This is a genomic window from Anaerobacillus alkaliphilus, from assembly GCF_004116265.1.
Taxonomy (GTDB): Bacteria; Bacillota; Bacilli; order Bacillales; family Anaerobacillaceae; genus Anaerobacillus; species Anaerobacillus alkaliphilus.
In genome coordinates, this window is record NZ_QOUX01000046.1 from 314,131 (window position 1) to 329,919 (window position 15,789).

Genomic DNA, 15,789 nt, shown 5'->3' on the forward strand with positions numbered 1-15,789 from the left:
TTAAACTACCGGGTTACTAATTACCCTAGTTATGACTAGTAGTAGCTTCCTATTATACTTGCATTCTCATTACTTCCTGGTATGCCTCAACAATTTTATTTCTTACTTCAATCGTCGCTTGCAAAGAAATACTAGACTTTTGTGCTGTGATCATGACTTGATGCAAGTCAATATTTTCACCTCTAGCCAACTTTTCAGTTGCCAGAGCAGATGCGTGCTGAGCCTTATTCACATTATTTAAAGCATCACTTAAAGCTACTTTAAAGCTATTTTGTGCTTCAGCAGGTGTAAGTTTCCTCACTGGCTGATAACCATTACTTATATTCATTACTGTGTTTGGTTTCATTGAGACTGGTTCCATTTAGAGTACCACCTTATCCTTTACCAATTTCTAATGCCTTCATTAACATATTTTTTGTGGCATTCAATGTCGTTACATTTGCTTCATAGGATCTTGTTGCGCTCATCATATCTACCATTTCCTTCAATGGATCTACGTTTGGTAGTTGAACATACCCTTCGTCATTTGCGTCTGGGTGATCTGGCTGATAGACGAGCTTAAACGGTGTTTGGTCTCCTACGATGCGGCTAACCTTCACACCATTGCCTGGATGATCAGTTCTCCCCATTGCTTTTGAGAGGTGCGATGAAAAGCGATTTTCATTAGGTTGAACTACTACCATTTTTCGACGATAAGGCTCCCACTCACCATTTACAAATCTGCCCCGTGTCGTATCGACATTAGCCATATTTGAAGAAATGACGTCCATTCGAAGCCTTTGGGCAGTCAGAGCGGAAGCTGTTGTGTTAAAACCATGAAAAATTGTCATACTTACTTCCCTCCTCCAATCACTGTTTTTAAGCTATTAAATCTACCATTAAGTCGCTCAATCATTGCATTATAATAAATTTGATTTTTGGCCATTTCTGACATCTCGTGCTCAATATCTACATTATTGCCATTATGATTAAACATCGTCTTAGTTCGATCTACGACAACTGAAGGGGAAATACTTTGAGTTCCGCCAAATGGAATGTGCCGACTATCAGTACGATAGGCAGTAAGGCGCTGATCATCAATAGCCCGATTTAACTGATGCTTAAAGACCGTTTTTTTTGCTTTATAATTAGGTGTATCCACGTTCGCTATATTTTGAGAGATTGTTTTTTGCCGTAAAGAAGCAGCATTTAACGATTGCTCTAATAGTTGTTGACTAGTGTTTGAAAATATCTTCATCATTTACCTCCATTAAGACACAAAATACAAGTACGTTTTAGTAATGTCTAAATATGTAGAAAAAAATATCACTAAAACGTATTGTATATAATAATTTTTCAATTGTCTAACACTGTTTTTTTTTGTCTAATTTTCAACCAAAAAGTCCTAACAGCTTTGTCAATCACTTTCCAATCAATAGGAAAATAAACCTAGATAAACCCTCGGTGTATATCTTATTATACTTGCAAATCATTTTATACTTAAGGGGTACTATTTCCCATTTATCGAATCACGTGTAAATTACTGTGATTTTGTCGTAAAAAATCGAAAAATATTTTTTAAAAGCAAAAAAAAGCCAGACAACTGATGTTAATAATTGCTATTAACACGCTAGTTGTCTGACTTCCAAACGCCTAACCCTTAATGACTTATTTTGTTTTTAATTTTTCTAATTCAAATAGAAACTTATCATTTAATACCTTAATGTAAGTACCCTTCATCCCTAATGAACGGGATTCGATAACACCAGCACTTTCTAATTTACGAAGTGCATTAACAATGACCGATCGAGTAATTCCAACTCTATCTGCAATTTTAGAAGCTACTAATAGACCTTCATTACCTTCTAATTCATCAAAGATATGTTCTACTGCTTCTAATTCGCTATAAGAAAGAGAACCAATTGCCATTTGAACGACTGCTTTACTTCTTGCTTCTTGTTCAATTTCAATTGTTTTTTCGTGTAGAATTTCCATTCCAACTACTGTTGCTCCATACTCAGCTAAAATTAAATCGTCATTGTCAAATGAATCCGATAATCTTGCTAAGATTAGTGTACCAATTCGGTTTCCTCCACCATTAATTGGAACTATGGTAGTTAATCCTGTACTGAATAAATCTTTGTTTTCAACTGGAAACGCCGTAAATTCACTATGAATATCTAAATTGGACGATGTTTCATTAATCTTAAATAAATTTGTTGTATACTCTTCCGGAAATTGACGATCTTCTAACATCTTCTGCATTCTTTCGTTTTCAATTTCCTGCTTAATAGCAAAGCCTAACAATTTCCCACGACGACTTACGATAAAAATATTAGCTTCAATTACATCTCGTAATGTCTCGGCCATATCTTTAAAGTTAACAGGTAAACCCGCCGTTTTTTGTAACATTTCATTAATTTTTCTCGTTTTTGTTAGTAAATCCATGTAAAAATCCTCCTAAATTTCGTAACTCTATAAAATGTATTGACTTAAATCCCGATTTTTAGCAATTGTTTGTAATTTCTCATCTACATAAGTAGGTGTAATTGTAATCGTTTCTAAATTTATATCAGGTGCTTCAAACGATAAATCTTCTAATAATTTTTCTAAAATTGTATGAAGTCTTCTCGCTCCGATATTTTCGGTATCTTGATTTACTTCTGTTGCAATATTTGCAATTCTTTTAATAGCATCGTCAGAAAATTCAACTTCTATACCTTCGGTGGCAAGTAATGCTTGATATTGTTTAATTAAGGCATTATTAGGTTCTACTAAAATTCTGACAAAGTCAGCTTCTGTCAGGCTAGCTAACTCAACACGAATTGGAAAGCGGCCTTGTAATTCTGGAATTAGATCTGAAGGTTTTGCTAAATGAAACGCCCCTGCTGCTATAAATAAAACATGATCAGTTTTTACTGGTCCGTATTTTGTAACAACTGTTGAGCCCTCTACAATTGGAAGGATATCACGTTGGACACCTTCTCTTGAGACGTCTGCAGAAGATTGATGTCCTTTCCCTGCTACTTTATCAATTTCATCAATAAAGATAATTCCCAGTTGCTCAGCTCGATAAACCGCTTCTTGAGACACTTCATCCATATCGATTAGCTTTTGTGCTTCATCTTCGGTGAGAACTTTTCGAGCTTCTCGAACCGTAAGCTTTCGCTTCTTTTTCTTTTTAGGCATCATATTTCCTAAAAGATCTTGCATGTTCATACCCATTTGTTCCATACCCGCACCCTGAAACATATCTAAAAACCCACCAGATTGCTCTTCAACTTCAACAGTAACGTAGTGGTCTTCTAGTTCGCCTAACGCAAGCTTATGTTCCATTCTTCTGCGTTGCTCTCTAATATCTTGCTCGGCATTGTTATCCACTTGATCCTGCTGGTCTTGCGCTTGACCTCCAAAGATCATTTCAAAAGGGTTCTTATATGAAGACTCTTTCTTTTTCTCGGGTACTAATAGTTGGACAAGTCTCTTGTTAGCATTTTCTTCAGCTTTCCCTTTTACCTTTTTTATACGGTCTTCTTTCACTAGACGAACAGCAGTTTCAACTAAATCTCGTACCATAGACTCTACATCTCGACCTACGTACCCGACTTCAGTAAATTTTGTCGCTTCAACCTTAATAAACGGAGCTCCTACTAACTTGGCTAACCTTCTAGCAATTTCCGTTTTACCTACCCCAGTTGGTCCAATCATTAGAATGTTTTTCGGTGTAACTTCATCACGTAGTTTCTCATCTAATAGACCACGGCGATAGCGATTACGTAAAGCGATCGCAACAGAACGTTTTGCTTTATCTTGACCCACGATATATTGATCTAGCTTTTCTACAATTTGACGAGGTGTAAAATGATTTTCCATACCATCATCCTCCAATACGAATAATAAGTAGTAAGCCTTAAAAGGACTGCTTCCGTAAAAAAATTAAAGTTCTTCTAAAATGATATTATTGTTCGTATATACACAAATGTCTGCAGCCGTTTGGAGCGCTGCCATAGCGATTTGACTTGCATCTAGGTGAGGTGCATGCTGTTTTAGTGCTCTACCTGCTGCAAGGGCGTAATTTCCACCTGAACCGATGGCTAAGACACCGTCGTCAGGTTCAATGACTTCACCAGTACCAGAAACAAGGTAGATATTTTCGGAGTTAGCTACAATTAGCATTGCCTCAAGTCTTCTTAAAACTTTATCACTACGCCATTCTTTTGCTAATTCAACAGCTGCTCGCTGAATATTTCCATTATACTCTTCTAGTTTCGCTTCGAATTTCTCAAACAAAGTAAATGCGTCTGCTACAGAACCTGCAAAACCAGCCAATACTTTCCCATTGTATAATTTACGAACTTTCCTAGCTGTGTGTTTCATCACAACTGCATTTCCAAACGTAACTTGCCCATCACCTGACATCGCACACTTTCCATCATGGTTAATAGCAAAAATTGTCGTAGCATGGAATGAATGTTCCATAATAAACCCTCCTTCATACGAAAAGCGGAAACCGCCTGATAGCGGCACACATAAGCTTTATTGGTTACTCAATATTTTCCCTTTCGAAACATTAAAATGTAGTTTTTTAACGTTCTCTAACTATCTTAAGCTCTAGGGTGAAAGTTGTTGTACACATGCTTCAGATGTTCTTTTGTAACATGTGTATATACTTGTGTCGATGACAAATGAGAATGCCCTAACAATTCTTGAACACTTCTCATATCAGCACCTTCATTTAGCATGTGTGTTGCAAAAGTATGACGAAGAACATGGGGACTAATATGGTAAGTTGCTGCAGCTTTCCCAACAATGTCTTCTAATATTTTTCTAACCCCACTTCTTGAAAGTGGCTGACCACGATAGTTCAGGAAAACTCCAAGTTGCTCTTGGTCGCTATTCTGCAATTTTTTTCTACCGTCATTTATATATGTATATAATGCATCTAGAGCGTAGCTTCCAACTGGTATGTAGCGTTCTTTCCGCCCTTTACCTAGCACCAAAATAGTCCCAATCTGAAAATCTACATCTTGTATTTTTAAATTACAACATTCACTAACACGAATTCCTGTACCATAAAGGAGTTCAAGTAGTGCCTGATTTCGCTGGCCCAACGGTGTGGTTAGATCCGAAACAGAAAATAACTTTTTTATTTCATCTTCATATAAAAAAGTCGGTAGCCTAGTTTCCTGTTTTGGCGTACTTGCTAGAGCAAACGGATTTTCGGTAATGCGTTCCTCTGTCATTAGAAATTTATAGAAACTTCTCATACATGATATTTTCCGTGCAATCGTTTTTCTTTTGTAGTTGTTCGCATACAACTCCGTTAGGTAAAGCCTCACGAATGCATAAGAAACAGCAGCGTAACTAATTATGCTATGCTGCTTCATGAAAAATGAGAAATGCTCAATATCTTTTTTGTAATTGTATACAGTATGCTGAGAAACATTTTTCTCAACCTGTAAAAAACGGATAAACGTTTCAATTTCTATTACTTGATTTGACATTGCCGTTCTCACCTCACTAGAGCCTCTAAACTTTACCACAAAATTTAGAAAGAAGCAAGTGAATTTACATTTTTTTCACAAAATTCTGAATTGTATCTAATGCCCTAGTAGCTAACTGTTCATAACGTTCTTTTTTATTTTTGACTCTTGGTTCAATTGGTGGCAATAAACCAAAGTTAGCATTCATTGGCTGAAAGTTTTTTTCATTGGCAGTAGTAATATAGTTTGCCATACTTCCAAGCACAGTTTCTTCAGGTAGCACGACCATTTCCTTACCTTGCACAAATCTTGCAGCATTAATGCCTGCTAGTAAACCAGCTGCTGCTGATTCAACATAACCTTCAACACCGGTAATTTGTCCTGCGAAAAACAGATCTGGTCTTGCCTTATATTGATAGGTTGGTAATAATAGCTTTGGCGAATTAATAAATGTATTTCGGTGCATAACCCCATAACGAACAATTTCAGCCTGCTCAAGACCAGGGATTAGCTGTAAAACCTCTTTTTGAGGTCCCCATTTTAAATGAGTTTGGAACCCAACAATGTTATAGAGAGTACCTGATTGATTATCCTGTCTTAATTGAACAACTGCAAAAGGACGTTTCCCTGTTTTCGGATCTTCTAAGCCTACTGGCTTCATCGGGCCAAACAAAAGCGTCTTTTTTCCTCTACGAGCTAAAACTTCTACTGGCATACAACCCTCAAAAAAGATTTCTTTTTCAAATTCTTTTAAAGGGACCGTCTCTGCACTTACTAAAGCATCGTAAAATCTGTCGAATTCCTCTTCAGTCATTGGACAGTTCAAGTAAGCTGCTTCCCCTTTATCATAGCGTGATTTAAGGTAAGCTTTCTCCCTATCAATACTATCTGCTTCAAGAATTGGAGCCGCTGCATCGTAGAAGTATAAATAGTCTTCACCTGTTAAGTCCTTTAGTTGTTGAGAGAGCTTCTCTGACGTTAAGGGACCAGAGGCGATTACTGTTGGGCCTTGCGGTATTTCAGTTATCTCTTCATTAATCACTTCAACGAGTGGGTGATTTTTCACACGCTCTGTCACAAGCCCTGCAAATTCATGACGATCTACAGCTAACGCTCCACCTGCTGGAACCGCACAATCATCTGCAGATCGGATGATAACTGATTGTAATTGTCTCATCTCTTCTTTCAACACTCCAACTGCATTAGATAATGCATTGGATCTCAATGAGTTACTGCATACTAGTTCTGCAAATTTATCTGTATGATGAGCTGGTGTTTGTTTCACAGGTCTCATCTCGTATAATCTAACTTTAATTCCGCGTTCGGCTATCTGCCAAGCAGCTTCACTTCCTGCTAAGCCTGCACCAATTACGTTTACTTTAATTTCTGTCAAAATGTATTCCTCCAATAAAACATTATACCACTATATTTTTCATAAAGAAGAAGAAACAGTTAATTTGTTTCTTCTTCATAATCACATTTTGTACACTGAACGTTAACGCCTTTTTTCGTCTTTTTCTCAACTAACATCTCATTACACTTTGGACAAGGTCTAGAAATTGGTTTGTCCCAAGAGATAAACTCACAGCTTGGATAGTTATCACAGCCGAAAAAGGTTCTACGTTTCTTGCTTTTTCTTTCAACGATGTTCCCTTCATGACAAGTAGGACACTTGACACCAATGTCTTTTACGATAGCTTTTGTATTTCGGCAATCAGGAAAGTTTGAGCAAGCCATAAACTTACCGTATCTTCCCATTTTATAGACCATTTCATGACTACACAGCTCACAATCTTCGCCAGCAGGTTCATCCTTAATTTCTACTTCTTTCATTTCTTCTTCAGCAATTTGTAAATGTTTCTCAAAATCTTGATAGAAATGGTCAATGATACTAACCCAATTTGTTTGGCCTTCTTCAATCGAATCGAGATCACTTTCCATTTTAGCAGTAAATTCAACATCCAATATTTCCGGAAAGAACTCACTAATTAACTGTAAGACAATTTCCCCCAACTCAGTAGGGATAAAACGCTTATCTTCTAAAGCAACATAACCTCTTCGTTGGATCGTATCTAACGTTGGAGCAAAGGTAGATGGTCTACCTATTCCTAACTCTTCCAAAGTTTTAACCAATCTAGCTTCCGTGTAACGAGGTGGCGGCTGTGTGAAATGCTGATTAGGTTCTATGTTTTCTTTGTCAACCGACATACCTTCTTCAAGATGTGGTAATAACCGATCTTCCTCTTTTTTTCCATCATCATTACCCTCGATATATACCTTCATAAAACCAGGAAATTTAATCTTAGAGCCTGTTGCTCTAAAAGTAACCCCATTATTATTAATATCAACACTCATGGTATCCAATATTGCAGGTGCCATTAAACTCGCTACTAAACGGTCCCAAATAAGCTTATATAATCGAAACTGATCTCTACTTAAATAACTTTTTACAAATTTCGGATCTTTAAAAACAGAAGTTGGACGAATTGCTTCATGAGCATCTTGAGCCTTTTTATCTTTCTTCACTTGTCGCTTTTCAGTTTGAAGATATTCAGCTCCGAAGTTTGTTTGAATGTATTCGTTTACTTCTGCTTGCGCTGTTTCAGATACTCTTGTAGAGTCAGTTCTCATGTATGTAATTAACCCGACAGTACCTTCCTTCCCGATATCAATTCCTTCATAAAGTTGCTGAGCAATCATCATGGTTTTCTTTGCTCTAAAGTTAAGTTTTCTCGCAGCTTCCTGTTGAAGTGATGATGTCGTAAAAGGTAACACTGGGTTCCGCTTACGTTCCTTTTTGGTAACATTTTCAACAACGAAAGAGTCATTTAGTCTGCTTAGTACGTCTTTTACATCGTTCTCGGACTTTAACTCTGCTTTCTTTTGATCTATCCCGTAGAATTTAGCTTCAAAACTGTCTTTTTCTGTTTTAAAGGATGCCGAGATCGACCAATATTCTTCTGGAATAAAGGATTGTACTTCTTTTTCACGATCAATAATCATCTTAACGGCAACAGATTGCACTCTTCCTGCACTTAAGCCCTTCTTTACTTTCTTCCATAATAGTGGGCTTATATTATAACCAACTAGCCTATCAAGAACACGTCTTGCTTGCTGAGCATCGACTAAGTCCATGTTTATTGGCCTTGGTGTTTTGAAAGCATCTTTAATTGCCTGCTTTGTAATTTCGTTGAATACTACGCGACAATCTGATTTTTCATCAATTTTTAAACTGTGCGCTAAGTGCCAAGCAATTGCTTCTCCTTCGCGGTCCGGGTCAGCTGCTAAGTAGATTTTCTTTACTTTTTTAGCTGCAGCTTTTAACTCTTTTAAAATTGGCCCTTTGCCGCGGATTGTAATGTACTTAGGATGAAATCCACCCTCTATATCGACACCCATTTGACTTTTCGGTAAATCAATGACATGCCCCATAGAAGCTTTTACTATATATTTTTTCCCTAAATACTTCCCAATTGTTTTTGCTTTAGCGGGAGATTCAACGATCACTAAGTAATCTGCCATATTGTGTTTCCTCCCCCTTAGAGGTATTTTAAAATCTTCCCTATTATTAACCACTATTTTGCATTTTGTCAAACATAATTATGAATATCTTCTCATACTTTTGAGACAAATGACAATAAAGGTAATAAATTCAAGCTTTTTAGAATTATAAAAAAATTAAATTTTTTTCAGTTTATTAGCTCTATTATATACGTTTACAATTCATTTAAAACATCATCGCTACATTTTGTCAACATAGCACCTTGTTGAATTAACCAATGAGTTCCTTCTGAACGATCATCTAGAATTGACCCTGGAACAGCAAATACTTCACGTCCTTGTTGCAGAGCCAAATCTGCTGTAATTAATGATCCACTTTTTTTTCTTGCCTCAACGACTAAAGTGCCCCTGCTTAAGCCACTTATTATTCGATTTCTTAAAGGGAAATTCCATTTAGTAGGAGGTGTATTTGGAGAAAATTCTGAGATTAGCAATTGTTTGGAAGCTATATCTGATGCTAAATTTCGGTGACAATGAGGATAAATATGGTTGAAACCTGACCCAAGTACTGCAATTGTTTTGCCGTTATTCATGATTGAAAGTGTATGAGCCCTTCCGTCTATACCTACGGCTAAACCACTGACTATCACCCAGTTATCATGTATTAGAGGAAGAACAATTTTTTCTAAGCTTAATAAACCATTTCGAGAAGGATCTCTTGTTCCTATGACACTTAGTTTTCTCTTATTGGAAAGTAATGATACATCACCTTTACAATACAGGACCCAAGGTGGATCATAAATTTCTTTTAGTAAGTTTGGATAATCAGAGTCGAAAATGGTCACCACATGAATATCATTATTCCGATAATGTTCAACAATATTTTCATTGTTTTTCAAGTCATCAATAAAGGTCAAAAGCTGTTTGGGTTTCATAGAAAAATAACGTTCTAACTCGTCTTTCCTTAGTGTTATAACTCTCTTCAAAGTAGGATCGAAATCAAGAAACTTCTTTAATAGTACCCATGTGACCCCTCTGCAAGCATGGATTTGAATAAGTCTTTCCCTAAAACTCATATCTTCACACCCTTTTGTAAAATAGTATCAAGATCAAAAAATAACGGCCTCAAAAAGAGGCCGCATTCCTTACTACTTATGAGTGATACACTTTTCTAAGATGTTGTTTTCAACTAAAGCTGCTACTAATGTTTCGCCCATTACAGATGGAGTTGGCGCTACTTTGACACCACAACTTTCAAGTGTTTTAATCTTTTCAGCTGCAGTTCCTTTTCCTCCCGAAATGATTGCACCAGCGTGCCCCATTCTTTTTCCTGGAGGTGCAGTTTGCCCACCGATAAAGCCAACGACAGGCTTCTTCATGTTTGCTTTAATCCATTCTGCTGCTTCTTCTTCTGCAGTACCACCGATTTCACCAATCATAATAACTGCATACGTATCTTCATCTTCATTAAATAAATTTAATACATCAATAAAGTTTGTACCGTTAACTGGGTCCCCACCAATACCAACAGCAGTAGATTGACCAATACCTCTAGTAGATAGCTGGTGTACAGCTTCATACGTTAGTGTTCCTGATCGAGACACAACACCAACATGGCCTTTTTTATGAATGTAACCAGGCATAATTCCGATTTTGCATTCATCAGGAGTAATAACACCTGGGCAGTTAGGACCGATTAAACGTGTATTCTTGCCTTCCATATAACGTTTAACGTTGACCATATCTAAAACAGGGATACCTTCTGTAATACAAATCACTAGATCTAAACCTGCATCAACAGCTTCCATAATTGCGTCTGCCGCAAACGCTGGTGGTACATATACTACAGAAGCATTTGCTCCAGTAGCCTTCACTGCATCTTCTACTGTATTAAAAACAGGAATACCTTCAATTTCAGTTCCACCTTTACCTGGTGTTACTCCACCTACGATATTTGTCCCGTACTCAACTGCTTGTTTCGTATGAAAAAGGCCTGTAGCCCCTGTAATTCCTTGAACAATTACCTTTGTATCTTTATTAATTAGGATACTCATATACTCTCCCGCCCTTCTATTTAACTAGAGATACGATCTTTTCTGCTCCATCAGCCATCGAATCAGCAGAAGTAATATTTAATCCAGACTCTTCTAGAATTTTCTTTCCTAATTCTACGTTTGTTCCTTCAAGACGTACTACTAACGGTAGACTTAAGCCAACCTGTTTTGTCGCCTCTACTACACCATTAGCAATAATGTCACACTTCATAATTCCACCAAAAATATTTACAAAAATTCCTTTTACATTTTGGTCTGAAAGAATGATTTTAAATGCTTCTGTTACTTTCTCAGCAGTGGCACCGCCCCCAACATCAAGGAAGTTAGCTGGGTCACCATTATAGTGCTTAATGATGTCCATTGTTGCCATTGCAAGCCCTGCACCATTAACCATACAACCGATATTACCATCTAATGAGATGTAGCTTAAATCATATTTAGAAGCTTCAATTTCTTTTACATCCTCTTCGTCTAAATCGCGATATTCAACGATATCTTTATGACGGTATAGAGCATTTGAATCGAAGTTAAACTTAGCATCTAATGCCATAACACGCCCATCACCAGTTGTTACTAGTGGATTAATCTCAGCAATCGAACAATCTTTTTCAACAAACACTTTATAAAGACCCATCATGAACTTAACAGCTTGATTGACAAGTTCTTTTGGAATGTTAATGTTGAAAGCAAGTCTTCTTGCTTGGAAACTTGTTAACCCTACTACTGGATCTACTACTTCTTTAAAAATCTTCTCAGGCGTTTGTTCAGCCACTTCCTCAATTTCAGTTCCGCCTTCTTCAGAAGCCATCATTACAACACTAGAAGTTGCTCGGTCTAAAACTAAACCAATATAATATTCTTTTTGAATATCGCATCCTTCTTCGATAAGTAAACGCTTAACTTCTTTTCCTTCAGGACCTGTTTGGTGAGTAACTAATGTTTTTCCTAGGATCTCACTAGCATATGTACGAACCTCATCAATACTTTTTGCTACCTTTACTCCACCTGCTTTTCCTCTTCCACCTGCATGGATTTGCGCTTTTACAACAGTTACTTTTGAACCAAGCTCTTTTGCCGCTTCAACTGCCTCATCTACTGTAAATGCTACTTTTCCGTTAGGTACGCTTACGCCGTACTTACGCAGGATTTCTTTACCTTGATACTCGTGGATATTCATCGTCCATCCTCCTATCAAATGCAATTCATAGTAATGTTTGCCTCATCGACTAACCGCTCAGTCTAGTGCAAACTAATAATCTAATAAAACATAGATTACTCACAACTTAATTTATTCGACAACACTATTCTTAAATCCTCTATTTTCAAAAAAAGTTACGAAAATGTTTGAAAAATAGTATTGCAATTACATTATACATAAAAAAAGCAGAAAATACACTTTTCCTGCTTTTTTTACATTTTTCTTTATAATTTGCCAGTTTATCCAAAAACCTTCAGTCTTTTTTCGTTTTTCCACCTCGAAAATTCCCATAGCTAACATTTAATGTAGGGTGCATAAACATATGATAAGGATGCTCTTTTTTTGCACTAACCTCCTCACAATACTCATCATCGAAAAGGTCAATTTGTTCCAATGGAGAATTTTCTTCCTGCGCCCAATAATCACCGGACATTACAGCTGGATCGACGTCAACACTCCAATTATCGAGAGGAGTGTGGGGGTTTGGATTGAAGTTTCTTTGCTTTTTCATTTTTTTCCACTTTTCCTTTCGGTTTCTTATTGCGTCCAATTTCCGCTATAACCTCTTTTTCCACCATTGGACGATGAATACCAAATTCTTCGGCTATTTCCTCACCCGAAAAATGATGCTGTAAAAAATGCTGCAGATTTAATATTTCCATAAAAAAACACCTTCCCCGTAAAAGTATGATGTAGGTATAGTCTACCCAAAACAGTGACATTTACGATAAGGTGTTAAAAGTTAGGAATTTTTATCTATTCGGTATATGAAAGCAAAGACTTCCGCTACTACTTCATAGAGTTGTTCAGGAATCGCCTCATTAACTTCTAGTTGGCTTAAAAGACTAACAAGACTTGAGTCTTCCTGGATCGGAATATTATGTTTTATTGCCTCTTTAATCAATTCATCTGCAACAAAGCCTTTTCCTTTGGCAAGTATTTTAGGAGCACTATCCTTTTCTGAATGGTAAGAAAGGGCAACCGCCTGTTTTCTGTCTATTTCTTGCTTCATATCCGAATATCAACTCCTTGATACTGTCTTTGGTTTTGATAGTAAGTTTGACCTGGAAGAGTTCTGTTCTGATTACTTTGACTCTCAATGATAGGTTGGGTCCATTTTACAGAAGACAGCTTATAATTAAGTTGACTAAGGGCCTCTTTTAAGTGCGGCTGGAATGCGTTAAGTAGGTTTATCGGTTTTTCTCGTTCATTGATTACATGTAAGGAAACAATTCGAGCCTGAATCTGAACATCGATAATTGTCTCTTTTATATTTCCAAGATTTAAATAAAACAAGATCCTACAGTGGTCTGGATTTAACTTACCAGTTTGGTCCTTTTTTCCTTCCCATTGAACAGTTAAATCTGTAGCTTTACCAAATAATTTAAGGGGCACCATTACTGCATAATGGGCAATAGGACCCTCCTGATTTGCTGAGAGTAACTGCTGTCCAGTAATTCTGTTTATTATAAGATCCATTTTTTCTTGGATGCTTGAGGGCAACTGAAGCTCCTGTGCTTTTAATAGAAGAGATTTCAGTTGCAACAGTTGACTCTCATTTCCTTCATTACGTTGGAAGTATTGACCCATATCTCGCTCATACTGATATCCGATACGATTAATAATACCAGATAACTGACTAGCTAATGACGTAGATATATCACTTTTACTACTGTCAGAATTCCCCAAGGCTGAGAGCAACTGCTGGAGCTGCTGTTCGCCACGAACACCTTTCTCTACAACTATTTTCGAAAGGAGTTCGCCAACTCGTCCTCTATTTATTTCTAGTAAAATTTGTTCTTTTGTAAATGTTGGCCATATCTGTTTCAAATCCTCGTTAGAAGCTTTCACCAACATCTCCTTAATCTGTGATAAAAATTGTTCTGGAGTGGTTTGTTTATCAATTACTCCTAGTTTTTGAAGTGCTAATTGAGCTTCTGGCGACTGATTATTTGTTGGACTTTCCGAAAAAACTATGTTTTGCTGGTCAACCTGTACATTCATTTTACTTATCATAGTTTGAAGAAATTGATGTAGTTGTTGAATGGCTGGTTCTTTCCTCTGCTGAGCCGAAAGTAACGCTGAGAGTTCTTCAAGATTACTAGCTAAGCCTTCCCCTTTACTCAAGCTACTAACCGCTGAAAACGTAGCAGCAGATATTGGCAAGTTCCTTTCTATTAGAAACCTTAAAATCGACAATCCTTCAGCGTCAATGTTTCCTGAACGATGCAATACTTCAGCCCCTAAGATAATATGTTCACGAGTAAAAGGAATGTCTTTGCTTGCCAAGTGCTTAATAATCATCTCGTTAAGTTTTGAATGATTTAAACCTAATTGTCTTAAGATGTCTTCGTTTTCTTTAGCTGCGTATTTAAAGCCTTCAATTACCTTTAATTCAGGTAATCCTTCACTAGGTTGTACCTGAAACCAATAACGATTTCCTGCAGTTAAAGCCGCTTCTAGCTTCGCAGTGAGTGTTAGGCCGCCTAATTGCAAGGAAGCTAACTGTCCTGGGTAAAGTTTAAGTATCTTACCTTTAAAAATTTGTCCAGATTGTAAGTTTATCGTTTTTTGATGGATCGGATCCAATCCTTTTAGTAAAGAGTGAACTATATTTGTTCGAAACAATCACTTCACCTCCACGACATGGATATACATTTAGAATAGTTTCGTTAGTAAGCTACGTTCGCGGACAGGTGCAAATGATCTTCGATGCTCCCTTGTAACTCCGAATTTATCCATTGCTTCTAAATGATCTGACGTTCCGTAACCCATGTTTGTTTCAAAGCCATATTGAGGATATTCCCCACTTAGTTGTTCCATATATCTATCTCTCGTCACTTTTGCAATGATTGAACTAGCAGCTATTGATATGCTCTTGCTATCACCTTTAATGATTGATGTTTGTGGTATAGTCAGAGGTAGCTTCATCGCATCAATTAGTAGGTGTTCCGGGCTTAGCGTTAACTCATTAATAGCCTTTTGCATCGCAACTTTCGTAGCTTCATATATGTTTATACGATCAATCTCCTCCGAACTAACTATTCCAATCCCAATTGAAATTGCTTTCGAATAGATAACTTCGTAAAATTCCTCACGATTTTTTTTGGTAACTTTTTTTGAGTCAGTTAAACCTAACAGGTAGAAGTCTTTTGGTAGGATAACAGCAGCCGCGATAACAGGGCCTGCTAATGGCCCTCTCCCCACCTCATCTATTCCTGCTATATATCGAACACCGCTTTCCCAAATTTCACGTTCATTTTGTAGCATATCTTCAAATTCTCTAACTAGCTTATTTTGTTTTTCCTGTGCTGTCCTCCATTTTAAGAGAGCCTTTTGTGCGCCAATTCTCTGATCTTGTGTAACTTCCAAAAGAAATTCTTCTGATATATCTTCATTTTCTAATAGTACTGCTTCAATTTCCTTAATTGACATCTTCATACTTTTCACTACCTATATTTATTTTTGTTATCTATACTATCGACATCCAAAATAAAATGTTAAACGAAATCAATAGTTTCATATGCCTTTTAGTTTATAAAAGGCTGTTTTCGCAAATTTTGTTGCTTTCGTA

17 protein-coding genes are annotated in these 15,789 nt (G+C 36.9%); all 17 read right to left on the bottom strand.

The genetic code is table 11. The features are described 5' to 3' along the window. Positions 1-52 precede the first annotated feature (52 nt). Positions 53-346 (bottom strand): flagellar hook-basal body complex protein FliE, encoded by a 294-nt coding sequence (gene fliE, locus DS745_RS16725; RefSeq protein WP_479680217.1) that lies wholly within the window; start codon positions 344-346, stop codon positions 53-55. Positions 347-374: 28 nt separating this feature from the next. Next, entirely contained in the window at positions 375-830 is a 456-nt protein-coding gene (flgC, locus tag DS745_RS16730) for a flagellar basal body rod protein FlgC (RefSeq protein ID WP_129079375.1), read from the bottom strand. 2 nt (positions 831-832) lie between these two features. After that, positions 833-1,237, bottom strand: a complete 405-nt coding sequence (gene flgB / locus DS745_RS16735) for a flagellar basal body rod protein FlgB (protein WP_129079376.1) — start codon at positions 1,235-1,237, stop codon at positions 833-835. A gap of 410 nt (positions 1,238-1,647) precedes the next feature. After that, positions 1,648-2,427, bottom strand: coding sequence for a GTP-sensing pleiotropic transcriptional regulator CodY (gene codY, locus DS745_RS16740; protein WP_129079377.1), 780 nt, complete (start codon positions 2,425-2,427; stop codon positions 1,648-1,650). 27 nt (positions 2,428-2,454) lie between these two features. Further along, entirely contained in the window at positions 2,455-3,852 is a 1,398-nt protein-coding gene (hslU, locus tag DS745_RS16745; protein ID WP_129079378.1) for an HslU--HslV peptidase ATPase subunit, read from the bottom strand. A gap of 63 nt (positions 3,853-3,915) precedes the next feature. Further along, entirely contained in the window at positions 3,916-4,458 is a 543-nt protein-coding gene (gene hslV, locus DS745_RS16750; protein ID WP_129079379.1) for an ATP-dependent protease subunit HslV, read from the bottom strand. A 125-nt stretch (positions 4,459-4,583) separates the two neighbouring features. After that, positions 4,584-5,483, bottom strand: a complete 900-nt coding sequence (xerC, locus tag DS745_RS16755) for a tyrosine recombinase XerC (protein ID WP_129079380.1) — start codon at positions 5,481-5,483, stop codon at positions 4,584-4,586. Positions 5,484-5,547: 64 nt separating this feature from the next. Beyond that, complete coding sequence (gene trmFO, locus DS745_RS16760) at positions 5,548-6,855, bottom strand: FADH(2)-oxidizing methylenetetrahydrofolate--tRNA-(uracil(54)-C(5))-methyltransferase TrmFO (protein ID WP_129079381.1); 1,308 nt, start codon at positions 6,853-6,855, stop codon at positions 5,548-5,550. A 59-nt stretch (positions 6,856-6,914) separates the two neighbouring features. Beyond that, entirely contained in the window at positions 6,915-8,984 is a 2,070-nt protein-coding gene (gene topA, locus DS745_RS16765; RefSeq protein WP_129079382.1) for a type I DNA topoisomerase, read from the bottom strand. A gap of 194 nt (positions 8,985-9,178) precedes the next feature. Beyond that, positions 9,179-10,039 carry a DNA-processing protein DprA gene (gene dprA / locus DS745_RS16770; RefSeq protein ID WP_129079383.1) on the bottom strand — a complete coding sequence of 287 codons (861 nt, stop codon included), beginning with the start codon at positions 10,037-10,039 and terminating at the stop codon, positions 9,179-9,181. A gap of 72 nt (positions 10,040-10,111) precedes the next feature. After that, entirely contained in the window at positions 10,112-11,017 is a 906-nt protein-coding gene (sucD, locus tag DS745_RS16775) for a succinate--CoA ligase subunit alpha (protein ID WP_129079384.1), read from the bottom strand. A gap of 16 nt (positions 11,018-11,033) precedes the next feature. After that, a complete protein-coding gene (gene sucC, locus DS745_RS16780; protein WP_129079385.1) occupies positions 11,034-12,194 on the bottom strand; it encodes an ADP-forming succinate--CoA ligase subunit beta in 1,161 nt (386 codons plus the stop codon). Between the two features lie 274 nt (positions 12,195-12,468). Beyond that, positions 12,469-12,726: a DUF3905 domain-containing protein gene (locus DS745_RS16785; protein ID WP_129079386.1), complete on the bottom strand. Its 258-nt coding sequence runs from the start codon at positions 12,724-12,726 to the stop codon at positions 12,469-12,471. After that, the gene (locus tag DS745_RS24655) at positions 12,677-12,877 is read right to left on the bottom strand and encodes a hypothetical protein (RefSeq protein WP_161568295.1); all 201 of its coding nucleotides are present in this window, start codon (positions 12,875-12,877) and stop codon (positions 12,677-12,679) included. Before DS745_RS24655 ends, DS745_RS16785 begins: the two co-directional genes overlap by 50 nt. Positions 12,878-12,957: 80 nt before the next feature. Further along, the gene (locus DS745_RS16790) at positions 12,958-13,227 is read right to left on the bottom strand and encodes an EscU/YscU/HrcU family type III secretion system export apparatus switch protein (protein WP_129079387.1); all 270 of its coding nucleotides are present in this window, start codon (positions 13,225-13,227) and stop codon (positions 12,958-12,960) included. Then, on the bottom strand, positions 13,224-14,843 hold the full coding sequence (locus DS745_RS16795) for a hypothetical protein (RefSeq protein ID WP_129079388.1): 1,620 nt from the start codon (positions 14,841-14,843) through the stop codon (positions 13,224-13,226). Before DS745_RS16795 ends, DS745_RS16790 begins: the two co-directional genes overlap by 4 nt. Positions 14,844-14,873: 30 nt before the next feature. Beyond that, positions 14,874-15,656: a ribonuclease HII gene (locus DS745_RS16800; protein ID WP_241657850.1), complete on the bottom strand. Its 783-nt coding sequence runs from the start codon at positions 15,654-15,656 to the stop codon at positions 14,874-14,876. Positions 15,657-15,789 lie beyond the last annotated feature (133 nt).